Genomic DNA, 23,195 nt, shown 5'->3' with positions numbered 1-23,195 from the left:
GATTGGGGGTGACACATTTCTGGCCGAGTTGGGTGCCCGCGACGGACGACCAGGGGTGTCCTTGATCCCCAGCCTCACCGTGTCCCGACCTGGCACTCACGTATCGAGAGTGCCAACTGCATTTCTAGCACTCGACCATGGCGAGTGCAAGGTCGACGGGCACTACATGGTCGATTTGCTGGCCCGACTTGCTCAGCGTTCGCTCAGGGCGCACCCGCCCAAGGTCGACGGCGGACAGAAACTCATGCTCACAACTCTCCCCCGGACCGCCGCCGTCGACCCTATTCTTGTTCTCGACAACGGACGCCCGGTGAGAACTCGGGCGACACAATAGATTGGGCACCGATGTTCATCGCAACAGTCGCAGTATCGATTTTCCTCGCTGTATCGCTGACCTTCTCGGCGGTCGGAAAGTTGACCAAGAACCCCAAGGTCATCCCCATCATGGAACAGGTCGGTGTGCCTGCCGACAAGATCCCCTGGCTTGCCTACATCGAAATTCTCGGCGCGATCGGACTGATCCTCGGACTGTTCGTCTGGCCCATCGGGGTCGCCGCCGCAGTCGGAGTGATCTTGTACTTCGTGGGCGCGGTCATCGCTCACCTCCGAGTGAAGGACAGCGGTTTCGGTCCCGCTGCATTCCTCGGCGCTGTCGCCATTGCCGCGCTGGTTCTGCGCCTGCTGTCCGCGTGAGCAGTCGGTTGCCGGCAGGTCCGTTACGAACCGGACGAAACGATGATGGGGACCATGACGGCAGCCATGACCGCGACATTGACATCCTCCACTGCTTTTCGGACCGCTGAACTGGCCCAATCGCCCTCGGCAATCTTTTTGGCGCGCTTCTTTGCAGCCTTCTTGTCCACTCCCGCTGGCAAGATCTTGGGGATGGCATCGATGGCCGACACCAGCGAAATCAACACCGAAATCTCAGGGGCCGGTGTCGTGCCGTCGACGATCGCGCTACCGACCCCCTGACGCGCCCAATTCTTGCGAGTCACCTCGCGCGCCGGCCAGGACACCGTAGGGAAGAGCCCGAGCACCTTGTCGTGACGTTCGAGAACCAAACCCTGCTGGGCGAGTCTGGAACCCACTTCCTTGTTCAAATTCCTCTGAAGTTTCTCGATCACACGCTGCGGCTTCAGCCGACCGTTTCGAGCGCCGATCAAGGCATGCGCACGGGCGAGGAGGGGATCAGAGGGCGCAGGCCCCGTCACCACGAGCCGTCCCGCCTTGAAGGACTCATTCTTCTCCGTGATGCGAACGCAACCCTCGACAGCCAATTCCAGAACGACCGCACCGGCCAGCACGCGGGGAAATTTGGTGCTGTCGACAATCGGCTTACCGGTGACATCGTCTACCAGCAGCAGGAACAGGTCCTCGGCGATCAACGTCATACGCCGAGGTTACCGAGTACCCATGGATTAGTAGGTCCTGCTCTTGTTCTCGGCAGCCGGGTCAGTTCAGCAACTGCTGCCAGTTCGACGGCACCAGACCCACCGGGAACCACGTGCGCAGGCCTTCTGGCCGAAGATCAGATCTGGCCACGTCTTATCAAGTCGATTTCCCGTGGTGTCAGCAGCCGTTCCAACTGCTCACTCGGCCACTTACGGGGCCGCCCACTCATCCGGGCAGACTCGAGCAGTGGCACATCCGCGCTGGTACGTCGCAACATCGAATGAAGGTTCACGATCGATCACTCCGTCGAACTGATTTGGCTGATTCCTCGTTTGTTCTATCGCCAGTGTTCGCCCCTTGTTACCCGTTGTGTGTGAGGCGCGCTGAGGCGTTTCGGATCCGTCGACCATGGGTAAGGTCCAGCCGAACGGGAAGCCACAATCGATCGGGGCCACAAAGTTGAGTAAGACCGGGGATTCATCTGCATCCGACGTCGTCGAGTCGATACAGGACAATGGCGCATTCGAGAAGGCCGCACGCGCCGGCCATTTCGTCAGTGGCCTGCTCCATATTCTCATCGGCTACATCGCCATCAGGTTGGCGTTCGGGCAAGGTGGAAACGCAGACCAATCCGGCGCGCTCGCCGAGCTCGGCGAGAAGCCCGGCGGAGCCATCGCTCTGTGGGTTGCCTTCGTCGCCTTCGTGGCACTGGCTCTGTGGCGGGTCGTCGAAGCCATCGTCGGTAAGAAGTCCGACGACGATTCCGGCAGCGTGATGGACCGATTGAAGGCCGCATCGCTCGCGCTCGTCTACATCGTCTTCGCGTGGACGACCTTCGGGTTTGCCAGCGGATCCGGCAAGTCGAGTGGCAAGCAGAACGCATCCATGACGGCAGACTTGATGGGTAACGGCTTCGGCAAGTTCGTTCTCGTCGTCGTCGGACTCGTCATCATCGGCGTCGGCGGCTACCACGTCTACAAGGGCGTATCCAAGAACTTCCTCGACGACCTGGAGGGCTACACCGGCAAAACCGTCGAGCGCCTCGGGATCGTGGGTTACTGCGCCAAGGGCATCGCCCTGATCGGTGTAGGAGCGCTCGTCATAGCTGCTGTCTTCACCTCGGACCCGAGCAAGGCGACGGGAATGGACGGCGCGCTGAAGACCCTCGGCCAACAGCCGTTCGGTCAGGTGTTGTTGATCGTGGCAGGCGTGGGCATCGCGCTGTACGGGCTGTACTCCTTCGTGCTCGCACGGTACGCACGGATGTAGTAACTCGGCTGTCGATATGGGCATGGCGTTCCAGTTGCACCTCTACCAGGCGGGAAGCCGTCTCCTTCGAGCGCAATCGGAACACCATGCCCGCGGTTGTCCACAATCCGCACCTCCATCCACAGGGTTTCTGTTGCCCCAGCTCACGTCGATCGAACGCGTTCGGACGTCGGCGATGCTCACCGCCGTGCATCCCCACGGAATCGCCACCCGTAGCCAACTTCTCGCCGCGGGCATACCCAACAGCACCATCACCCGCAGATACGAACGCGTGCTGCCTGGGATCTACAGCGCCGACCAGCCGACCACCATCGCGCGCTGCTACGCCGTCACCTTGTGGCAGCCGAACGCACTGCTCAGTCACCGAACGGCAGCATGGCTGTACGGGTGGGTGGACGAGCATTCGATGATCGAAGCGACGCTGCCCGCGACATCCAAGGCTCGAACTCCCTGCTGGCTCAGGATGTATCGCCGAGACCTGCCCGCATCCGACACCACCGAGGTCGTGCGGCTCCCCGTCGTCGCCCGCGAACGAACGCTGATCGATTGCATCGCCGTGATGACACCGGAGGCCGTCGCTCGAATCGTCGACGAACGCCTCGCAACAGACATCCATGCGCAAGACATCGCCGCGAAAATTCGAAGTACCCCCAGACGTCGCGGCAACTCCCGCGCGTCCGGTCAGCTTCGCAGTGCCGCGTCGGGATTTGCCTCGGAGCCCGAACGCGTACTTGATCGCGCGCTCATTGCATGCGGTCTCCGGCTCGCAACCAACCATTGGGTTGGCAATTACGTATGCGACTTCGTCGACGAACTCGCACGGGTCGTCGTCGAGGTGGACGGCCGTGAGTTCCATAGCGCGCCCGAGGTGTTCAGCAAGGATCGGCGTCGGCAGAACGATCTGGTCCTCGACGGTTGGCTCGTACTGAGATTTTCGGCGTTCGATGTGATGGCGAACCCGGAAAAGACTGCCCGTCAGATCGCCGGGGTGGTGCGCAGGCGCCGGCGTTCACGAAATTGATGGGCATGGTGTTCCAGTTACGTCCTCCCCGAACGAAATCCCGCTTCGTGTGTGCAGAATCGGAACACCATGCCCACACCCCGGTATACGATCCTGCCCAACTGCGTGTGACGCCCGGTTGCACTCATCATCACGGAGGTATATGTGAGCAAGACACTCGAAGCCACGATCGACATCGACGCCAACCCTGAGCAGGTATGGAAAATAATCTCCGACCTGAAGCGGATGGGCGAGTGGAGTCCGCAGTGCAAGCTCATGAAGGTCTTCGGCGGAGATGTTCGACGCGGCACCACCACCCTCAACATCAACCGCAAGGGACTTCTCGTCTGGCCGACCAGGTCGAAGGTGATCGAATTCGAACCGAACAAGAAGATCGCATTCCGCGTCCTGGACAACAAGACGATCTGGTCGTATTCACTGACCCCGAACGGGACCGGCACCTCGGTCGTCGAAAAGCGCGAAGCGCCGAGCGGCACCACCGCAATTTCGTCGTTCCTGGTCAAGAACGTGCTCGGCGGTAGCGATCGATTCGACATCGAATTGGTCGACGGCATGAACAAGACCCTCCAGCGCATCAAAGCGGAAACCGAAAAGGGCTGACATGTTTGGTTGGTGATTCGCCTGGGAATGCTGGTTGAGCACTATCCACGGCTTATTAGCAAGAGGGGGCACCAAATGTTGGGCCTAGGAATCATCGGCTGGATCATCATCGGCGGTCTCGCCGGATGGATCGGCAGCAAGCTCATGAAGACCGACGCCTCGATGGGCATCATCTTGAACATCGTCGTCGGAATCATCGGCGGACTACTCGGTGGCTGGCTACTGAAGGTATTCGGAGTCGACGTCGAAGGCGGCGGACTCATCTTCAGCTTCATCACCTGCCTGCTGGGCGCAGTCATCCTCTTGTTCCTCGTCAAGTTGGTCATGGGCCGTAGCAGGGTCTGATCGACTCACACTTACCGACTGCCGGGGCTTCCACGTACTGTGTGAGGCCCCGGCAGTCGTCTGTGCCGAGGCCTTGTATATCAACAGTCATAAGGAGCGAAGTGGCACGCCGTCCCACCCCGATCGGTCAACCGCCCCGAACTGGGGTCGCGCACGTCGTCGACCTGGTCCGAGAGACAGTCCCGCCCCTGCACCCGGCAGGGCTACCGTTCGTCGCAGGCCCCCTTGCGGTGGCCGTCCTCGGCCGTAAGTACAAGTGGGTTCGGCTTGCCGGCCTCACAGCAGCGGGAGCCTGCGCCACATTCTTTCGGCATCCGAGCCGCGTTCCACCGAACCGCCCCGGCGTCGTAGTCGCTCCGGCAGACGGGCTGGTGACACTCGTCGATACAGCAGTGCCTCCTACCGAGCTCAGCCTCGGTAGCGATCCGGTGCCGCGCGTCAGCATCTTCCTGTCCGTCCTCGACGTCCACGTGCAGCGTGTCCCTGTCGGTGGCGAGGTGCTCGAGGTCGTGCACCGCAGCGGACAGTTCAAGTCTGCCGATCTAGCCGAAGCCAGCGAGGTCAACGAGCGAAACAGCATGCTTATCCGCACCCCTGCAGGTCAGAACATCGCAGTTGTGCAGATCGCCGGACTCATCGCCAGGCGCATCATCAACAACGCCAAGATCGGCGACAAGCTCACCATCGGCGACACCTACGGTTTGATCCGATTCGGCTCGCGCGTGGACACCTACTTCCCACTGGGCACCAAGCTGCTCGTCGAGCGTGGACAACGCGCAGTCGGCGCAGAAACTGTGCTCGCCGAGCTTTCCCAGTAAGGGTCCGGGCGATGATCACCAGACGCTCGCGGCCACCTGCTGCCGTCAGACTTCTGCCGTCGGTCGTGACAATTCTCGCGCTGTGCGCGGGTCTGTCCGCAGTCAAATTCGCACTGAGCGATCAGCTGGGTGTTGCACTGGCCATGATCGGAGCGGCCGCGGTCCTCGATGCCCTGGACGGACGCATCGCGCGTCTCCTCGACGCGACGAGCAAGATCGGTGCCGAACTGGACTCGCTGGCCGACGCGATCTCGTTCGGTGTGGCCCCTGCGCTCGTGTTGTACGTGACGCTGCTCGACGGCAGTAGCTTCGGCTGGATCGTCGCACTGACCTATGCAGTGGCCATGGTTCTGCGGCTCGCGCGTTTCAATACCCTGCTGGACAACGACACCCCGACCTACGCCGCGGAGTATTTCACCGGTGTTCCTGCTCCGGCGGGGGCGCTCATCGTGCTGGCGCCGATTGCGGCATTCGAAGAGTGGGGCGACGGCTGGTGGGCGTCGTTCTACGTAGTCATCGGATGGACACTGTTCACTGCAGCGCTGGCTGTGAGCCGGATTCCCACGCTCGCACTCAAGACCGTGTCGGTGCCACCGCGGATGGCGGCGGCACTCCTGATCATGGTGGCGTTGACCGCTGCTGCACTGATCACCTATCCGTTGATCCTGTTGATGGTGCTCGTGTTGGTCTACCTCGCGCACATCCCGTTCGCCATTCGCTCCCAAAGATGGGTTGCCGCGCGGCCGTACACGTGGGATGCCAAGCCGTCCGAGCGCCGGGCCGAGCGCCGGGCGATTCGTCGCGCGCCGAACACCGCGCGTAGGTCCTCCGCCCGTCTGGGTCTTCGGCGGCCGCGGAGCCCGAGGTGAGTACCCCCGAACTCGTCCTGACCGCACGCCTGAACACCTCGGCAGCCGATGCCCGTCGCGGCGTGGTGCGACTGCACCCAGAGGTGCTCGCTGCACTCGGCATTCGGGAGTGGGACGCAGTAGCACTCATCGGTTCTCGTCGGACGGCAGCGGTTGCAGGACGGGCACCGGAGGGCACCCCGCAGGGCACGGCTTTGCTCGACGACGTCACGCTGTCCAACACCGGAATCAAAGAAGATGGTTCGGTAGCCATCGCCCCGGTGACCGTCTATGGGGCGAAGTCCGTTCGACTCTCCGGGTCAGCTCTCGCCGCGGGGTCGATCTCCGATACCACCCTCCGCCAAGCACTGCTGGGCAAGATTGTGACCGTCGGCGACACGGTGTCACTGCTCCCCCGCGACCTGGGACCGGGAACCAGTTCCAGCGCTGCCACGCAAGCACTCTCGCGCACCTTCGGTGTTGCATGGACTACCGAACTTCTGACCGTCTCCGCCGTCGAACCATCCGGAGGACCGGTGAGCGTTCAGCCCAACTCCGCCGTCGGATGGGGGCAGGGCCGACCACCGACCGTCCCCGAGGTGATCCCGGCGATTCCGCCCGCCGAACTCGTGGGAGTGTCGGTCCACCAGGCGAAGTTACTCGAATGGCTTCGCCTCGCTCTCGACGAGTCCGAATTGCTCGCCAAGCTCGGTGCATCACCGCACCTCGGAGTTCTCGTGACCGGCCCGGCAGGCGTCGGGAAGGCAACGCTGGCGCGCGCCGTACTTTCCGGACGTACTGTCGCCGAACTCGACGGTCCTTCGATCGGCGCACTGGAGGCATCCGAGCGAGTGGATGCGGTCGCTGCTGCCATCGACAGCCTGGCAGGCAAAGGTGTACTGCTGGTCACCGATATCGACGCTCTCCTACCCTCGGTCCCCGAGCCTGCGTCGACGCTGATCCTCGATCATCTGCGGCGGGCCGTCGCCACCGAGGGGATCGCGTTCGTCGCCACTACTGCTCATCCCGAGAGCACGGACAGTCGAGTGCGCGCCCAGGATGTCTGCGACCGCCAGTTGACTCTGACCCTTCCGGACAGCGCGGGCCGCAAGGCGCTGCTGGAGCACCTACTCCGCAAAGTCCCGACAGACGCCCTCGAACTGAATGAAGTAGCTTCACGGACACCAGGTTTCGTCGTCGGCGATCTAGCAGCACTGGTGCGCGAAGCCGCACTACGTGCAGCGTCTCGGGCCAGTGACAACAAGAGCGATCCCGTCATCGTGCAGTCCGACCTTCTCGCCGCACTCGAGGTGATCCGACCGCTGTCACGTTCGGGCACAGAGGAGCTCGCAATCGGCACCATCACCCTGGACGACGTCGGGGACATGGTGGAGACCAAACAGGCACTGACCGAAGCGGTGCTGTGGCCATTGCAGCATCCCGATTCTTTTGCGCGGCTGGGCATCGATCCCCCGCGCGGGGTATTGCTCTACGGGCCACCCGGGTGCGGCAAGACCTTCCTCGTGCGCGCACTGGCCAGCTCCGGTCAACTCAGCGTCCACGCAGTCAAGGGCGCCGAGCTGATGGACAAGTGGGTCGGATCCTCAGAAAAGGCTGTGCGCGAGCTGTTTCAGCGCGCCCGAGACTCCGCCCCGTCGCTGATCTTCTTGGACGAGGTCGACGCATTGGCGCCGCGACGCGGTCAGGGTTCGGACTCGGGCGTCGGCGATCGCGTCGTGGCGGCGTTGCTGACCGAACTGGACGGCGTCGAACCGCTGCGCGACGTGGTCGTGCTGGGCGCAACCAACCGGCCCGATCTGATCGATCCGGCACTACTTCGCCCCGGCCGCCTCGAGCGCCTGGTCTTCGTGCCACCGCCGGATGCCGACGCCCGCAAGGACATTCTGAAAGCGTCGGGAAAGTCGGTTCCGCTCGCTGCCGACGTCGATCTCGACGCGCTTGCGGAGGGACTCGACGGATATTCGGCTGCGGACTGTGCAGCACTCCTGCGCGAAGCAGCGTTGACCGCGATGCGTCGGTCGATGGATGCCGCGGACGTCACGGCTGCCGACGTCGAGGCTGCCCGAAAGACGGTGCGCCCCTCACTCGATGCAGCACAAGTTGCGCATTTGAAGGCCTACAGCGCTACGCGCTAGCGGGATGGCCATGTCCATCCCGCCGGCGAGGAGCCTCACTTCCAGCGCGCGAGGATGCCTTCTGCATGCTTGCCGAGCGAGGCTTGGAACAGTGGCCCGAAGCTGATGCGGCCGACGCCTAGTTCAGCGAAGTGCGCCAGGTCGCCGTCCACCGGGTGTGCGATCGCGTTGATCGGGAGCGGCAGTTCGGATGCGAGACGCTTGTAGTCGGCGTCGTTGTGGAATCCGACGGGGTAGAGCGAGTCGGCCCCTGCGGCGGCAGCGAGCTTGAGGCGTGCAATGGCCCGGTCGACACGGTCGCTTTCGTCACCGACCTGCTTGACGAACAGGTCGGTGCGGGCATTGATCACCACATGTACGTCGGTTGCGTCCGATGCAGCGCGCAGCGCGCCGACGAAATCGGCATGCTCCTGCGCTTCACGCAGTCGGCCACCTTCACTGTGGACGGTGTCTTCGATGTTGAGGCCTACGGCGCCTGCCGAGATGAGACCATCGATGAGCCGCCTGGGGTCCTGCCCATAGCCTGCTTCGATGTCGACGGAGAGCGGCGCGTCCACGGCAGCGGTGATCTGTGAGACGCGGGTGAGAAGTTCTTCGAAGGTGATTCCTTCGTTGTCCGGCTTGCCGAGTGAGTCGGACACGGGATGGCTGCCGACGGTGAGCGCGGTGAACCCGGCCGAGACGGCGAGGTTCGCAGACCACGCATCCCACACGGTCGGGAGTACGACGGGATTGCCTGGCTTGTGAAGTTCGAGGAGTGTGGTGGCCTTCTGGGACAGGTTCGTCATGGGTGTGGCTCCTATACCGATCGGGAGAACGTGCGTTCTCACTCCAACGTACCCGAAGGGCCGATTGCCCTCAATCGATCAGATCGAGTTCACGCATTCGGTCGAAGACCAGCATCGACCCGGGTGCGACATCGGGCATCGCCGCATACTCGTCGCGGGTGAAGTACCGGATTTCCGCAATCTCGCTGGTCGCGACCGGCTCCGACGCCAACTCGGCCAGAAAGCAATTCATCCGCAATCCGGTGCCCTGTGGGTGCCCCCAGGCCGCACACTCGAAGACTCCGAGCAACTCCAACGAACCGTCGAGGACGGCTGCATCGAGTTCCTCACGGACCTCACGATGCAGCGCGTCCTCGGCGCTCTCACCCGGATCGATCTTTCCGCCGGCCATGTAGAACACCGACTTTCCTGCCGACCTGGCCTGGATCATCCGACGATCCCGCACGAACGCCAGCGCAGCAGTTCTGATCACATTTCCACTCACGTTCTACCCATCCCACTCATGCCATCACAAACGAGCCGTCACAGACTGGCCAGAATCTCGTCGAGACGTTCGTAACCCTCCTCGACGCCTTGCGCCATGCCGCTTTCTACCATTCCATCGCGCCCTTCCTGCGACGGATACACACTGTGGGCTTCGATGCGCGATCGACCGTTCCCGAGATCGACGAAGGTGATCGATTCGATACTCACGACATCGGGGTAGCCCTCGAATTCGAAGGTCTGGATCGCGAATTCGTTCTCCCGCACCACATGAAAAACACCTCTGAAGGTGTACTCCTCACCTTCTGGGTCGGTGTGCGCATATCGGTAGCTGCCGCCCGACTCGAATTCGTACTTCTCTATCTTCATGTCGTAGCCGCGCGGTCCGAGCCACTGCTCGAGCAGTTCCGGTTCCTTGTGTGCACGGAAGACGGATGCGACGGGCGCGTCGAACTCGCGGCTGATGTCGATGAACGGGACGCCCTCGGGGACGGAGATGGTGACAGGATTACTCATCGGGTTCCTCCTTCATGTTTGCCAGCAGCGAATCGAGCCGCCGGAATTGTTGTTCATGGATGGTTCGGTACCGGTCGATCCACGCGGTCATTTCCTCCAGGTGCGCAGCATCGAGATGGACCGGTCTGCGCTGGGCATCTCGGGATCGAGTGACCAGCCCGGCTGACTCCAGTACCGCGATGTGCTTCGAGACGGCCTGCTTGCTGATGTCGAACGGCTCGGCAAGATCGTTGACGGTCCGCGGGCCGCCACTGAGCCGAGCGACGATTGCGCGTCGAACCGGATCGGCAAGGGCCATGAAAGCTTTGTCCAACCGGTCCTCGGCATCGTCACCGTTCTTGATGATCAACCATCTCCTTTATCAATTAATCTGTTGATTACAGTACTAGGGTTTCTCGAACCGTCAAGACCCCTTCTGCACCGGGTAACGGCACCACGCCCGTGCAAAGTAAGATCGAACCCAATCCATCTCGTCGGCCGCGAACACGGCTCACGAGTGTTCTCGATAATTGCTCGACTACTCGACGCCGCCCCACGACCACCGTGTCTCCTTCTTCGGTGACACGACCCGAGACGACGGAGTAATTTTTGCTCGCTATCTTGTTGGCGCACACGGTCGCTGCCATGTTTGCGCCCCTTGCGGTCCGTTATTGGGGCCGCAACGCTTTCTTCCCGCTCGCACTGGTTCCGTTGGCGAGCCTCATCTGGGTTTTCGCCAACTGGAATACCGAGCAGACGCTGAGCATCCAATGGGTTCCCGGGCTGTCGATGAACTTCGACATGCGGTTCGACTCTCTTGCCGCGATCATGTCGCTACTGGTCCTCGGCATCGGGGCGCTGATTCTGCTCTACTGTGCGCGCTACTTCGAGGACGACGAACCTCGCCTCGGCATCTTCGCTGCGGAGATGGTCGCTTTCTCCGGCGCGATGTTCGGGCTCATCACCAGCGACAACATGTTGGTGCTGTACGTCTTTTGGGAAATCACGACAGTCCTGTCGTTCTTGCTCGTCGGCCACTACGCCGAGCGTGCCTCGTCTCGACGTGCAGCGACGCAGGCTTTGCTCGTCACCACCGCAGGCGGCCTTGCGATGCTCGTCGGCATCATCATCCTGGGTCAGGTCGCCGGAAGCTACAGCCTCTCCACCGTCATCGCCGACGCGCCCGGCGGGTGGCTTGCGGGTGTGGCCGTCGTACTGATTCTCATCGGTGCGCTCAGCAAATCGGCCATCGTTCCGATGCACTTCTGGCTGCCAGGGGCAATGGCAGCACCGACTCCGGTCAGTGGCTATCTGCACGCTGCGGCCATGGTCAAGGCCGGCATCTATCTCGTTGCGCGCATGGCCCCGGGTTTCGCAGACTCAGGACCCTGGCGAGCGACGGTCATCTCACTCGGTCTGGTGTCGATGATCCTGGCGGGCTGGCGTGCGCTACGCGCCTTCGACCTCAAGCTCATCCTCGCGTTCGGTACGGTCAGCCAACTCGGATTCCTGATGGTCCTCGTCGGGATCGGCACCGAACAAGCGATGCTCGCAGGCCTGGCCATGGTCCTGGCTCACGCCATGTTCAAAGCGACGCTGTTCATGGTCGTCGGAGTCATCGACCACACCACCGGAACACGCGATATCCGCAAGCTCGCGCACCTCGGTAAGAAGGTGCCGATACTGGCAGGCATCGCCGCGCTCGCCGCAGCCAGCATGGCCGGACTGCCGCCTTTCCTGGGCTTCGTCGGCAAAGAAGCAGCCCTGTCGGCAGTGATCGGCACCCCTGTCCTGAATCCGACGGTCAGCGTTCTCGTCATCACCGCCATGGTGATCGGGTCGATGCTGACAGTGACCTACAGCATCCGCTTCGTGTGGGGCGCGTTCGGCCGCAAGCAACTCAAGCGCCCCAGCCCGGCGGTGAAGAAGATGCACCAACCCGCCGCTCTCTTCCTGGCGGCTCCCGCATTCCTTGCAGTCCTCGGACTCCTCGCAGGCATCTTCTCCCCGGTCGTCGACGCCATCGTGAGCCCCTACGCCCGTACGACGCCGTCCTACGGGCAAGCGTCGTACCACCTCTCTCTGTGGCACGGATTCAATCTGCCGCTCGGACTGACGGTGATCGTCGTGAGCGGCGGTGTGGCTCTGTTCATCGCACACCGAATTTTGAACCGGCTCAAGTTCGAGCACCCACCGCTCGGCAACGCCGACCGCGTTTACGACGCCGTACTCAAGGGGATGGACACGCTGTCCATCCGATTGACCGGTTCCACCCAGCGCGGGTCGCTGCCGGTCACACAGGCAACCATCCTTCTCACCCTCGTGCTGCTGCCGATGATCGTGCTGGCCGTCGGGGACGTGCCGGGCTTGACCTTCAAGTTCTTCGACAACCCGCTGCAGATGGTCGTGGCCCTGATCATGATCGCCGGGGCACTCGGCGCGACGGTCATGCGTAACCGTCTCGCCAGCGTGCTCCTCGTCGGCGTCGCCGGATACGGCTGCGGCATCATCTTCGCCATCCACGGCGCTCCAGACCTGGCACTGACACAGTTCCTCGTCGAGACACTGACCCTCGTCGTCTTCGTTCTGGTACTACGCAAGCTGCCTGCCGAAGTCGACGACCGCGGATCTGCCGGTTGGCGCATCCCACGTGCACTGCTGGCAATCGCCGTCGGCGCCACGGTGACGATCCTGGGCGCATTCGCGATGAACGCCCGCAACACCGAGCCGCTGTATCTGCAACTCCCCGACGCCGCCTACCTACTCGGCGACGGTAAGAACATCGTCAATGTTCTGCTGGTCGATATTCGCGCCTGGGACACCCTCGGGGAGATTTCGGTGTTGCTGGTGGCAGCCACCGGCGTCGCGAGTCTGGTGTTCCGGAACCGACGGTTCGGCACCGCCCCACGCGTGTCCGACGCCCCGGCCAGCAGTTCCGAAAGCGGAGTCGGCTCGGATACGACCTGGTTGCTCGGCGGCGATCTGATCGACCCGCGGCATCGCTCACTGATTCTCGAAGTCACCACTCGCCTGGTCTTCCCGACGATCATGGTGATGTCGGTGTACTTCTTCTTCGCCGGCCACAACGCACCCGGCGGAGGTTTCGCCGGCGGTCTGACGGCCGGTCTGGCGCTCGTACTCCGATACCTTGCCGGTGGGCGATACGAACTGGGCGAGGCGGTGCCGATCGACGCAGGCAAGATCCTCGGCCTCGGCCTCATCTTCGCTGCAGGCACTGCCGTGACTTCTTTGTTCCTCGGCGCACCGGCATTGTCCTCTGCGACACTGGAATTGACACTGCCGATCCTCGGTGACATCAAAATCGTCACTGCCTTGTTCTTCGATCTCGGCGTCTATCTCATCGTCGTCGGTCTCGTACTCGACATACTGCGCAGTCTCGGCGCTCGTCTCGACGCCCAGGTGGAAACGAAGAAGCAGGTGAACGCGCGATGACCGCAAATCTCGGCATGCTGATCATCGTCGGAGTACTCGTCTCGTGCGGGGTGTATCTACTCCTCGAGCGCTCGATCACCAAGATGCTTCTCGGGCTGCTTCTGGTCGGCAACGGGGTCAACATCCTGATCCTCACCGTCGGCGGCCCCCCGGGTAGCCCACCGATCGTGGGGCGCGAGACGACCATTTACGAAGAGATGGCAGATCCGTTGGCGCAGGCGATGATTCTGACGGCGATCGTCATCACGATGGGCATTGCCGCGTTCGTGTTGGCATTGGCGTACCGCTCCTTCACGCTCAACACCAAGGACGACGTCGAGAACGACCCGGAGGACACCAAGGTCTCCAAGCGTCGATCGGTCGCCGACGCACCGGACCGCGACCGCTCCGACGACCCCGTCACCGGCGAGCCGAGTTTCAGCGGCGACGCCTTCGACTCGCAGGGAAACCCGATACCCATCGACGAATTGAAGAATATCGAAGATCTCGAATGTTACGAGGACCTGCACGAAGGCGATTTCGACGATGACGACGACGAACCCGAGGTACAAGGTCTGGACGGGATCGACAGTGCCGTCAAAGATACGACCCCAGTAGAGAAAAGAACGAAGAAGAAGGGGGATGCGACATGACCATCCCCGCGGGCACAACCGACATTCTCACCCCTCTCCCCGTCCTCATCCCGATGATTGCCGCGGCCTTGACTCTTGTCCTCGGCCGTCGTCCACGCGCACAGCGTTTCATTACCGTCGTCGCGTTGACCGCTGTCGTCCTGGTCTCCGGTGCACTTCTGTATCTTGCCGATCGAGACGGAGCCACTGCTCTGCAGGTCGGTGGCTGGGATTCGCCCATCGGAATCTCGCTGGTGGTCGATCGGTTGGCCGCGATGATGCTGTTGGTCAGCTCGATCGTGTTGCTCGCCGTGATGGTGTACTCGATCGGACAGGGTATTCGTGACGGCAGCGAGAACCAGCCGGTATCGATTTTCCTGCCCACATATCTGGCGTTGACGGCGGGAATCTGCAACGCTTTTCTCGCGGGCGACTTGTTCAATCTGTATGTCGGATTCGAGGTTCTGCTCGCCGCCTCGTTCGTGCTGTTGACCCTCGGTGCCAGCGCGGACCGCGTCCGCGCTGGCGTCTCGTACGTCATGGTCTCGATGGTGTCTTCGTTGATCTTCCTGGTGGGAATCGGGCTCGTCTATGCCGCCACCGGCACGCTCAATCTTGCTCACATGGCGACGCGTCTGGAAGACATCCCCTCCGGAACCAGGACTGCGATCTTCGCCGTCCTCCTCGTTGCCTTCGGGATCAAGGCCGCGGTATTCCCGCTGTCGACATGGCTCCCCGATTCGTACCCGACGGCTCCGGCCCCGGTCACCGCGGTCTTCGCCGGCTTGCTCACCAAAGTCGGCGTGTACGCGATCATCCGGGCGCATACTCTGCTGTTTCCCGACGGCAGTCTCGACAATGTGCTCATGGTGTGTGGTCTGCTCACGATGCTGGTCGGTATTTTGGGCTCGATTGCCCAAAGCGACATCAAACGTCTGCTCTCGTTCACGCTCGTCAGTCACATCGGATACATGATCTTCGGTGTCGCGCTGTCCACACAATCAGGGCTGTCGGGCTCGATCTACTACGTCGCGCACCACATCATCGTGCAGACGACGCTGTTCCTCGTAGTCGGACTCATCGAGCGTCAGGCCGGGTCCTCGTCGCTACGAAGGCTCGGCGGATTGGCCGCGGCGAGCCCCGTTCTGGCCATCGTCTTCCTGGTTCCGGCATTGAATCTTGGTGGCATTCCCCCGTTCTCGGGCTTCATCGGCAAGGTCGCATTGCTGCAGGCAGGTAGCGCAGACGGCAGTGTTCTCGCCTGGATCCTTGTCGCGGGTGGCACGGTCACCAGTTTGCTGACGCTCTACGTCATCGCTCGTGTCTGGACGAAGGCATTCTGGCGAGCACGGGCCGACGCACCCGAAGGGGACCTGGCCGACCACAGCCCTTCGGCGCTGCTGGATGACTCGACGGATATCGCTTTCGGTGACCGCGAGGATGTCGGACGCATGCCGGCGTTCATGCTCATCCCGACGATAGGTCTGGTCATCGTCGGTTTGGCACTGACAGTGTTCGCGGGTCGGATCATCGACATCAGCGATCGCGCGGCAGCCGATCTACGAGACCGCTCGGTGTACATCGACGCGGTACTCGGAGCGGAATTCGCGGGCGATCGTGCTGCCGAAGCTGCGGAGGGCAAATGAAGTACATGAATCGCTTTCTGCTCCTGCGACTCTGGACGCTCGCCTGGCTGACCTCGGTGTGGGTCCTGTTGTGGGGCAGCCTCTCTCCAGCGAACGTGCTCAGCGGAATCGTCGTCGGTCTCGGCATCATGCTGCTCTTACCGCTCCCCAAGGTTCCCGTCGAGGGCCGCGTTCACGTCCTGTCGGTGTTCAAGCTCATCTGCGTATTCTTCTACTACGCAATCGCATCGAGCTTCAGTGTCGCGTGGCTGGCAGTCCGGCCGAAGGCCCCTCCCATCACCGGGGTCCTGCGAGTCCGCATCGCGATCAAGTCGGATCTGGTGCTGACACTGTGTGTGGATGCCCTCAATCTCATTCCCGGAACGATGGTTCTCGAGATCGATCAGACACGCAGGCTCGTCTACGTCCACGTCCTCGACATGGGTAGCCAGAAAGCTGTCGATGCCTTCTACCGGTCCGTTCGACTACTCGAAAAGTTGTTGATCGCGGCATTCGAGCGCGACTCCGATTGGCAGCCGAGCCCCTTGCATTTCCAGGACTACCAGCGGTATCACGGTGTTCTCGGCGACGACATCGCAACGCCGGCGGAGGTTCGAGATGACAAGCGGATCGATGACGAGAGAAAGGGCGACTGGTCATGACCGTGGTTCTGGTGATCGCGGGCGTGCTGCTGGTCTCAGCAGCCGTCATCACCACCTATCGACTTCTCGACGGCCCAAGCACCCTCGATCGCCTCGTAGCGATGGACTCGATTCTGGCGGTGTCGATGTGTGGGCTGGCCCTGTGGTCGGTCCACAGCCTCGACACCACGATCGTGCCTGCCATCGTCGCGCTGTCACTGGTGAGCTTCATCGGGTCGGTCAGCGTCGCGAGATTCCGAGTGAGGGACGAATGAACGCAGTCTTCGAAGTAATTTCGGCTGTTCTGATTTTGATCGGGGCAATGCTGGCGTTCACCGCGGCGATCGGGATCGTCCGGTTTCCGGATACTCTTTCGCGCATGCATGCTGCGACCAAGCCGCAGGTCGTGGGACTGATTCTCGTACTGACCGGTGCCGTCATCCAACTGCGCGGCAACGTCGATATCTGGATGCTCGTGCTGGTCGGGGTGTTCACCTTAGCGACCGCTCCGGTCATCGCACATATCGTCGGTCGTGTCGCCTACCGCGAGCAGCGAGGCCGCGACGGTCTGCTGGTCGTCAACGAGATGGAGCCCGACGAATCGGATCCTCGCTAGTGCTGCGTCCACCCCAGTTGGCCATCGCAGTACCGGGCGCTGCGAAGAACGTCGCGTAGAACATCACGACGACCGAGCCCATCAGCAGCAGGACCAGGGGACCGAACACCTCGGGATACGTCGCGAACGGGACGGCCAGGTAGCGGTAGCTCGACAAGAGCACCAGCAAGGTCGCCGTCCCGTACGAGACCAGCCGGATACGGCCCCCGTCCCAGCCTCGTTCGGGGTCACGCAGGATCGTTTCGAGAGTCAGACACAGAACGACACCTGCGACGAGGTCGACTCCGTAGTGGTAGCCGAATCCGAGCGTCGCGGCCAGGGTGCCCACCAACCACGTCGTGCCGCCGAGTCGAAGCCACCACGGGCCTCTGCGTGAATGAATGAACAAGCTCAATGCCCAGGCAGTGTGGAGGCTCGGCATGCAGTTGCGCGGTGTCGACGAGTCGAACGGGATCTCGGACGGCGAGGTGTCCATCGGAACTATCGTGGGCCAGAAGTCCCCGATCTCGAAGCCCTGCCCGGCCGAACCGTAAGCGAACATCGGTCCCACCACCGGAAACACGATGTAAAGGATCGGCCCGACGAGGCCTATCAGCAGAAACGTGCGCACCAGATTGTGCGCCGGCCATGGGCGTCCCGTCGCAACACCACGTAGTTGATAGATAGCGATGGCAATCGCGGCGACCGGTAGTTGGATGTAGATCCAATGTAGGACCGCATACGCGGGCGAGCCTAGGGCGGCAAGTGCAGTGCCGACGACCCACGACGGGTTTCCGAGCGCGTGATCTGCCAGCTGGACGTACTCGTCGAGTACGTTCGGCCGGACCAGCGTGGTGATCTGTAGCCAGGCGTCTCCGGCCTTCGAAGCGAGGATGAGCAAGCCGCCGAGGCACACGGATTTGATCCCATGGCTGTCCCGGGTCCACACCGTGTACACCGCGAGGCCGATCAGAACTATCACCGCGCCGTTGCCGACGGAGAAGGGAAGTCCGGATTCGGTCCTGCCGACCGCGAAGACGACATCGATAGCGACTGCGAGCGACAACGACCACAATCGGACCCGGTTGTTCACACCGACGAGTCCGAGGATCAGACCGGCCCATGGTAGTGACATCGACTTGGGCGTACCGGCGACATCGTTCCAGATACTCGCGAACGGGCCGGAGAATCCGTTGTGGTTTGCGGCGAGCTGCAGCAATCCGAGAAACGCAGCTACCGCCGCCGCACCGACGCCATAGAATCGTAAGGAATTCGGTACCGCCCCGTGGGTGGAGCCGTCCCCCTCTTCACCCGAACGCACGCCGCTAATAGTAAACGGTGGATGAACAACTATTTACAGCGAGCTGTCACGCTCGAAGATCGGCGACCAACGACGCCACGACGGCCCTGAGATCTCCACCGGATTCTGCGGCGATTCGGCGTTGCCGTTGATACGAAGCTCCCAGGCGTGGAATGTCGGCGACAGCGGCCAATTCGTCGGCGCATCCGAGACGCACGGCGGTCGGGGTCAGCTTCTCGAGCAGATCGTGCAGATCGTCGGTGACAAGACGCTCGTTACTGTCGGCATCGAGAATGATTTCGGCGTCGAGGCCGTACCTCGCTGCCCGCCACTTGTTCTCCTGCACGTGCCACGGCGGCATCGTCGGGAGCGTTTCGCCGGCTTCGAGACGTTCGTCCAGGTTGACGATCAGACAGTGCGTCAGCGCTACCAACGCCGCGAGTTCACGTTTGGTGGCCGTCCCGTCGCACACCCGTACTTCGATGGTTCCCCATCTGGGGGCGGGGCGGATGTCCCAGTGCATTCCACCGAGCTGTTCGATGACGCCGGTTTTCATCTGATCACGGACGAAGCCTTCGAACTGCCCCCAGTCCTCGAACTGGAATGGCAGCCCTGCCGTCGGGAGCTGTTGGAACATCAGTGCCCTGTTGCTTGCGTAGCCGGTATCCGAACCGGCCCAGATCGGTGACGAGGCCGATAGCGCCAACAAATGTGGATATTGCAGGAGCAGCGAGTTCAGGATTGGAAACACTTTGTCGGGCGAGGACACTCCGACGTGTACGTGCACTCCCCAGATCAACATCTGACGGCCCCACCACTGGGTCCGGGCGATCAATTCGTCGTAGCTGGGTGAGCGAGTGAGCACCTGCGTCGACCATTCTGCGAACGGGTGCGTGCCCGCGGAGAACAGATCTATGCCGAGCGGGTCCGCTGCTCGGCGAACGAGATCGAGGGATTCGCCGAGATCGTCCATGGCTTCACCGACGTTCTCGCACACTCCGGTGACGAGTTCGACGGTATTGCGCAGGAGCTCTTTGGTGACGCGTGGTGTCCGATCACCCGAGAGCTCCGTGACACCGTCCATGACCTCCTCGGCCGAGTTCACCAGGTCGAGAGACTCCTTGTCCACGAGCGCGATTTCCCATTCGACGCCGAGCGTGGGGCGTGGGGAACTCTCGAAGTGGATTGCAGGAGCGGAGCCTGCGGAGTGACCGGGAGGTTCAGGAGCGGAGCCTGCGGAGTGATCGGGTGTCTTCGGGGAACTCACCTAGTCGATGACCGCGCAGGCCACACGGCCGCCGGCGTCACCGGTCATCAGTGTGTTTGCGTCGGGCACCGCTGCGCCGTCGGGCAAGGTGTAGCGCGGTGGGATGTTGGCGAAGTTGTCTGCGCCGGCGTGGATGACGATCGCGCGGCCGCCGTCGACCTGGAGATCTTCGAGTGTGACGGCGTCCGTCGTGGTGACTACTTCGCCCGTGCCGTCTTCGCGGACCTGCAGTGAGGTCAAGTCGCCGCTGGATGGATGTCCGGTGCGGCCGTCGACCTGGAGATGTCCGCCTGCGGACAGGAAGTCACCGGGCTCGCCGCCGGTCGGTGCTACGGAGTTCGCCTCGCATTTGCCGACGGTGTGGATGTGCAGGCCGTGAAATCCTGGTGTCAGTCCTTCGGCCTCGACGGTGACGCGGAGGTAACTTCCCTCTTCGACGATCGAGACGGTGCCGACGTCTGCGCCGGACGCGTCCTTCAGCGATGCTTCGATATCACCCGATCCGACGGGCGCATCTGCTGCGACGGCCTTGGCGTTCGGATCCTCTTTGCCGGTCCACACGGGGGGCGTCGTTCCGGGAACGTCGGAGGCAGTCTCGGGAGCAGCGCATGCAACCAGGCCGAAGGCCGCGAGGGCTACGACTGGGGTCGCTAGGCGCCAGGTTCGACTCACTGGCCGAGCGATACGAATCGGTGCCATGAAATTGCTCCTTCGAAGGGCAGGCTGGGCGGTTGTGTCGATCATAACTATGGCCGGTAGTACTACCGGCCCACAGGGTTGACAGTTACTCGGTCACGACGACGATGACACCTTCACCGAAACTCGACAATGTCGTCGGTCGAGGGAATGCGGCGACGCCGAGTTGAGTCGATATTTGCTGGGCAGCGACCTGCGCGCCCGGCGACGTGTCGTAGTAGATCGTGGTTTGTGCGATCTGCGATTCGTTGAAATTGCCGGTCTCGGCGACATTCCAGCCTTCGGCGGTGAGCGTGGCGGCTGTTCCGGCTGCGAGACCGGATACGTTGCTGTTGTTGAGAACGCGAACTTCGACGTCGGTCGGTTCGCCGGCGGGAGTCGGCGCGGATGTACGAGTGGCCGATGCGGGAGGCTGCGCTGCGGCAGGGGGTCGCGCTGCGGCGGAGCTGGTGGGAGCCTGCTGCGCGGCGCTGGTCGTCGCCTGTGCCGCTGATTCCTCGGTCTCGTCCGAACCGGTCAACGACAGTGCCCCGATTGCTGCGAAGAGAATCGCCAGCGAAATCAACACCATTGCCAGAGCGCGGAGCGGAGGACCGGACGATTCCGGATTGGGACTGCTCACATTCGAAGACACTAGTTGATCGCGGCTCGGCAACTAGACTTCGAAGCCCAGTCTGCGTGCCGCGCGGGCCTTCTGCCTGCTCGCACGCAGGCGCCGCAGCCTCTTGACCAGCATGGGGTCTGCTGCGAGAGATTCAGGACGATCCACAAGTGCGTTGAGGACTTGGTAGTACCGGGTAGCGGACATGGAGAACAGTTCCTTGATCGCCTCTTCTTTGGCGCCGGCGTACTTCCACCACTGGCGCTCGAAGGACAAAATGTCGTGCTCGCGACGAGTCAGTCCGTCTGCTCCGACCTCGTTCGGATCTTCGGAGCTTTCGGATTGCGGAGCCTGGTTCGAGTCACGCGCTGCTGCGCCGTCCATCTCACTCCTCGACTTCTCTTTTACCCGCATCGGCTGCGGATCCACGTTCGGTGCAGCATCGCCTGCCAACGTTCAACGGGCTCGCCCGACTTCGCGTCACCCATCGGGCCTGGCAGAAGGAGGCCGAGCGAATTGCACACGTGTAGTTCGGTACTGATTCAACCATGATGGGCGTGTCACACGCCGTGTACGGTGTCTGCGGCGAGTCGCGCGTGCGGCAGCTCTGGCTCACCGTGTGTAGGCGGCTCTGCACGCGGACACTATTCTTCTCGACCATGGCAATTCTTCCCATCCGGATCGTCGGAGATCCGGTTCTACACACCCCGACTGACGCAGTCACGCAGACGCCCGCCGAGCTCGCAGACCTTATCGCGGATATGTACGAAACGCTCGACATCGCCAACGGTGTCGGCCTCGCAGCCAATCAAGTCGGCGTCCCGCTGCGACTCTTCGTGTACGACTGCCCTGACGAGGGGCCCGACGGCAAGCTCGTCCGCCGAAAGGGCGAGGTGATCAACCCGGTGCTCGAGACTTCGGCAATTCCCGAAACCATGCCCGATCCCGAGGACGACGACGAAGGCTGCCTGTCGGTACCCGGCGAGCAGTACCCCACCGGGCGTGCCGACTGGGCTCGGGTCACCGGCACCGACGCGCACGGCGAACCAGTCGACATCGAAGGCACCGGCTTCTTCGCGCGCATGCTGCAGCACGAGGTCGGCCATCTGGATGGGTTTCTCTACGTCGACGTGCTGGTGGGCCGCAATGCCCGCGCAGCCAAGAAGGCCATCAAGCGCGCAGGCTGGGGCAAGCCCGGCCTGAGTTGGATACCGGGAACCGTCGAAGATCCGTTCGGCCACGAGGACGACTGAGCTCGTGGCCGTCATGCCCGGCACCCGCGTCATGCTGCGGTATCGGCTGCCCCCGGGGTACAGCCATCCGATGACCGACGTCATCGGTGAACTGGTCGAGGCAAACGACACCGCCGTAGCTGTTCGGGCCGGGGACGGTCGCGTCGTGCGGGTGGCCCGCGATCGTGTCGTGGCGATGAAGGCCCTCGGTCCACGACCGATCAGGACTTCGGAGATCAGAGCACTCGAACGTGCTGCTGCCGATGGGTGGCCGGGCCTGGAGCTGGCGTGGATCGACGGATGGCTGTTGCGGTACGGCCGCGGGTTCACCGGCCGAGCAAACTCTGCTCTTCCGGTCGAGCCGCACGCCGACGAGTCCTCGCTCGGCGAGATCGCCGCATGGTTCCGCGACCGCGGACAGTGGCCGAAGCTGCTGTTGCCCGATCGTCTCGGCGCAGTTCCCGCGGGCTGGACAACGGGTTACGAGGTCATGGTGATGGCCGCGGACATCACCTCCCTCGTGATGCCGCCCGACTCGATAGCAGTCATCACCGCCGCCCCCGACGAGGACTGGCGGAGGTTTTACCACTACCGCGGACGCGCCGCACCCGAGGATGCGATGGACGTCGTGTCGGCCATACGCGATGGGGTTGTCGGATTTGCTCGGATCGGCAATTCCGCGACAGAGATGCTGGCCATCGGACGCGCAGCCGTCACCACGGCCCCTGATCTGCGACGCTGGGTCGGCCTGTCAGCGATCGAGGTCTCCGAGGCTCATCGACGACACGGGCTCGGGACGCGTATCTGCGGTGAACTCCTCGCATGGGGAGTGCGGCAGCGAGCAACTCACGCCTACCTGCAGGTGTCGACCGACAATCTCGGGGCCCTCGCCATGTACCGGGAACTCGGATTCGTAGAGCATCACCGGTATCGGTACGCCGAGCCGCCTCGATGAC

General features: G+C 62.6%; 26 protein-coding genes. 16 read left to right on the top strand and 10 right to left on the bottom strand.

What is annotated here, in order from left to right; genetic code table 11:
• The first annotated feature begins 345 nt into the window (after positions 1–345).
• A complete protein-coding gene (locus ABIB36_RS09030; RefSeq protein ID WP_084346281.1) occupies positions 346–693 on the top strand; it encodes a DoxX family protein in 348 nt (115 codons plus the stop codon).
• A 23-nt stretch (positions 694–716) separates the two neighbouring features.
• On the opposite strand, the gene ABIB36_RS09025 is transcribed toward ABIB36_RS09030, so the two are convergent.
• Positions 717–1,394: a GOLPH3/VPS74 family protein gene (locus ABIB36_RS09025; RefSeq protein WP_354563102.1), complete on the bottom strand. Its 678-nt coding sequence runs from the start codon at positions 1,392–1,394 to the stop codon at positions 717–719.
• A gap of 460 nt (positions 1,395–1,854) precedes the next feature.
• On the opposite strand from ABIB36_RS09025, the gene ABIB36_RS09020 reads away from it, so the two are divergent.
• The 7 genes from ABIB36_RS09020 (at position 1,855) to ABIB36_RS08990 (ending at position 8,452) form a co-directional block, all read left to right on the top strand.
• The gene (locus ABIB36_RS09020; protein ID WP_256895549.1) at positions 1,855–2,664 is read left to right on the top strand and encodes a DUF1206 domain-containing protein; all 810 of its coding nucleotides are present in this window, start codon (positions 1,855–1,857) and stop codon (positions 2,662–2,664) included.
• A gap of 133 nt (positions 2,665–2,797) precedes the next feature.
• Positions 2,798–3,685 (top strand): DUF559 domain-containing protein, encoded by an 888-nt coding sequence (locus ABIB36_RS09015; protein WP_256895550.1) that lies wholly within the window; start codon positions 2,798–2,800, stop codon positions 3,683–3,685.
• Positions 3,686–3,829: 144 nt separating this feature from the next.
• The gene (locus tag ABIB36_RS09010) at positions 3,830–4,285 is read left to right on the top strand and encodes an SRPBCC family protein (protein WP_084346284.1); all 456 of its coding nucleotides are present in this window, start codon (positions 3,830–3,832) and stop codon (positions 4,283–4,285) included.
• Between the two features lie 75 nt (positions 4,286–4,360).
• Positions 4,361–4,630 carry a GlsB/YeaQ/YmgE family stress response membrane protein gene (locus tag ABIB36_RS09005; protein ID WP_084346285.1) on the top strand — a complete coding sequence of 90 codons (270 nt, stop codon included), beginning with the start codon at positions 4,361–4,363 and terminating at the stop codon, positions 4,628–4,630.
• Between the two features lie 101 nt (positions 4,631–4,731).
• Positions 4,732–5,448: a phosphatidylserine decarboxylase gene (locus tag ABIB36_RS09000; RefSeq protein ID WP_084346286.1), complete on the top strand. Its 717-nt coding sequence runs from the start codon at positions 4,732–4,734 to the stop codon at positions 5,446–5,448.
• Positions 5,449–5,459: 11 nt separating this feature from the next.
• On the top strand, positions 5,460–6,317 hold the full coding sequence (gene pssA / locus ABIB36_RS08995) for a CDP-diacylglycerol--serine O-phosphatidyltransferase (RefSeq protein WP_084346287.1): 858 nt from the start codon (positions 5,460–5,462) through the stop codon (positions 6,315–6,317).
• Positions 6,314–8,452, top strand: coding sequence for an AAA family ATPase (locus tag ABIB36_RS08990; RefSeq protein WP_084346288.1), 2,139 nt, complete (start codon positions 6,314–6,316; stop codon positions 8,450–8,452). Before pssA ends, ABIB36_RS08990 begins: the two co-directional genes overlap by 4 nt.
• 35 nt (positions 8,453–8,487) lie before the next feature.
• Here the strand turns inward: ABIB36_RS08990 and ABIB36_RS08985 are convergent, their stop codons facing one another.
• The 4 genes from ABIB36_RS08985 to ABIB36_RS08970 all read right to left on the bottom strand — a co-directional run bounded on the left by ABIB36_RS08985 (position 8,488) and on the right by ABIB36_RS08970 (position 10,537).
• On the bottom strand, positions 8,488–9,240 hold the full coding sequence (locus ABIB36_RS08985; protein ID WP_084346408.1) for an isocitrate lyase/PEP mutase family protein: 753 nt from the start codon (positions 9,238–9,240) through the stop codon (positions 8,488–8,490).
• A 70-nt stretch (positions 9,241–9,310) separates the two neighbouring features.
• The gene (locus tag ABIB36_RS08980; RefSeq protein WP_256895551.1) at positions 9,311–9,724 is read right to left on the bottom strand and encodes an NUDIX hydrolase; all 414 of its coding nucleotides are present in this window, start codon (positions 9,722–9,724) and stop codon (positions 9,311–9,313) included.
• 38 nt (positions 9,725–9,762) lie between these two features.
• Entirely contained in the window at positions 9,763–10,239 is a 477-nt protein-coding gene (locus ABIB36_RS08975; protein ID WP_084346289.1) for an SRPBCC family protein, read from the bottom strand.
• Positions 10,232–10,537 carry an ArsR/SmtB family transcription factor gene (locus ABIB36_RS08970; RefSeq protein ID WP_084346409.1) on the bottom strand — a complete coding sequence of 102 codons (306 nt, stop codon included), beginning with the start codon at positions 10,535–10,537 and terminating at the stop codon, positions 10,232–10,234. The genes ABIB36_RS08975 and ABIB36_RS08970 overlap by 8 nt, the downstream gene beginning before the upstream one ends.
• A gap of 290 nt (positions 10,538–10,827) precedes the next feature.
• On the opposite strand from ABIB36_RS08970, the gene ABIB36_RS08965 reads away from it, so the two are divergent.
• Genes ABIB36_RS08965 through mnhG form a run of 6 tightly spaced genes read left to right on the top strand, consistent with a single transcriptional unit; the run spans position 10,828 to position 17,164 of the window.
• Positions 10,828–13,671, top strand: coding sequence for a Na+/H+ antiporter subunit A (locus ABIB36_RS08965; RefSeq protein ID WP_354563109.1), 2,844 nt, complete (start codon positions 10,828–10,830; stop codon positions 13,669–13,671).
• Complete coding sequence (locus tag ABIB36_RS08960; RefSeq protein ID WP_084346290.1) at positions 13,668–14,303, top strand: Na(+)/H(+) antiporter subunit C; 636 nt, start codon at positions 13,668–13,670, stop codon at positions 14,301–14,303. Before ABIB36_RS08965 ends, ABIB36_RS08960 begins: the two co-directional genes overlap by 4 nt.
• Positions 14,300–15,928, top strand: coding sequence for a Na+/H+ antiporter subunit D (locus ABIB36_RS08955; protein ID WP_084346291.1), 1,629 nt, complete (start codon positions 14,300–14,302; stop codon positions 15,926–15,928). Before ABIB36_RS08960 ends, ABIB36_RS08955 begins: the two co-directional genes overlap by 4 nt.
• Positions 15,929–15,933: 5 nt before the next feature.
• Positions 15,934–16,569, top strand: coding sequence for a Na+/H+ antiporter subunit E (locus ABIB36_RS08950; protein ID WP_179142259.1), 636 nt, complete (start codon positions 15,934–15,936; stop codon positions 16,567–16,569).
• A complete protein-coding gene (locus tag ABIB36_RS08945) occupies positions 16,566–16,823 on the top strand; it encodes a monovalent cation/H+ antiporter complex subunit F (RefSeq protein WP_084346293.1) in 258 nt (85 codons plus the stop codon). Before ABIB36_RS08950 ends, ABIB36_RS08945 begins: the two co-directional genes overlap by 4 nt.
• On the top strand, positions 16,820–17,164 hold the full coding sequence (mnhG, locus tag ABIB36_RS08940; RefSeq protein ID WP_084346294.1) for a monovalent cation/H(+) antiporter subunit G: 345 nt from the start codon (positions 16,820–16,822) through the stop codon (positions 17,162–17,164). The genes ABIB36_RS08945 and mnhG overlap by 4 nt, the downstream gene beginning before the upstream one ends.
• On the opposite strand, the gene ABIB36_RS08935 is transcribed toward mnhG, so the two are convergent.
• From ABIB36_RS08935 to napA, 5 genes are all read right to left on the bottom strand, one after another.
• Positions 17,127–18,464: a phosphatase PAP2 family protein gene (locus ABIB36_RS08935; protein WP_354563112.1), complete on the bottom strand. Its 1,338-nt coding sequence runs from the start codon at positions 18,462–18,464 to the stop codon at positions 17,127–17,129. The two genes, mnhG and ABIB36_RS08935, sit on opposite strands and share 38 nt — an antisense overlap.
• Before the next feature lie 46 nt (positions 18,465–18,510).
• Positions 18,511–19,629 carry a glutamate--cysteine ligase gene (locus ABIB36_RS08930; RefSeq protein WP_084346412.1) on the bottom strand — a complete coding sequence of 373 codons (1,119 nt, stop codon included), beginning with the start codon at positions 19,627–19,629 and terminating at the stop codon, positions 18,511–18,513.
• Positions 19,630–19,710: 81 nt separating this feature from the next.
• Positions 19,711–20,409, bottom strand: a complete 699-nt coding sequence (gene sodC, locus ABIB36_RS08925; protein WP_084346296.1) for a superoxide dismutase[Cu-Zn] — start codon at positions 20,407–20,409, stop codon at positions 19,711–19,713.
• Positions 20,410–20,494: 85 nt separating this feature from the next.
• A complete protein-coding gene (locus ABIB36_RS08920) occupies positions 20,495–21,028 on the bottom strand; it encodes a LytR C-terminal domain-containing protein (RefSeq protein ID WP_354563115.1) in 534 nt (177 codons plus the stop codon).
• Between the two features lie 33 nt (positions 21,029–21,061).
• Positions 21,062–21,391, bottom strand: a complete 330-nt coding sequence (gene napA / locus ABIB36_RS08915) for a nucleoid-associated protein NapA (protein ID WP_084346297.1) — start codon at positions 21,389–21,391, stop codon at positions 21,062–21,064.
• Between the two features lie 275 nt (positions 21,392–21,666).
• Here napA and ABIB36_RS08910 point away from each other — a divergent pair, with 275 nt between their 5' ends.
• Complete coding sequence (locus tag ABIB36_RS08910; protein ID WP_084346298.1) at positions 21,667–22,260, top strand: peptide deformylase; 594 nt, start codon at positions 21,667–21,669, stop codon at positions 22,258–22,260.
• Positions 22,261–22,273: 13 nt separating this feature from the next.
• Entirely contained in the window at positions 22,274–23,194 is a 921-nt protein-coding gene (locus ABIB36_RS08905; protein ID WP_084346414.1) for an N-acetylglutamate synthase, CG3035 family, read from the top strand.
• The last annotated feature ends 1 nt before the right edge of the window (position 23,195 follow it).

The sequence above is a fragment of the Rhodococcus sp. UYP9 genome, from assembly GCF_040547235.1.
In the GTDB taxonomy this organism is placed as follows: Bacteria; Actinomycetota; Actinomycetes; order Mycobacteriales; family Mycobacteriaceae; genus Rhodococcoides.
The sequence above is the reverse complement of the archived record's forward strand: the minus strand, read 5'-3'. Positions and strand labels throughout refer to the sequence as shown.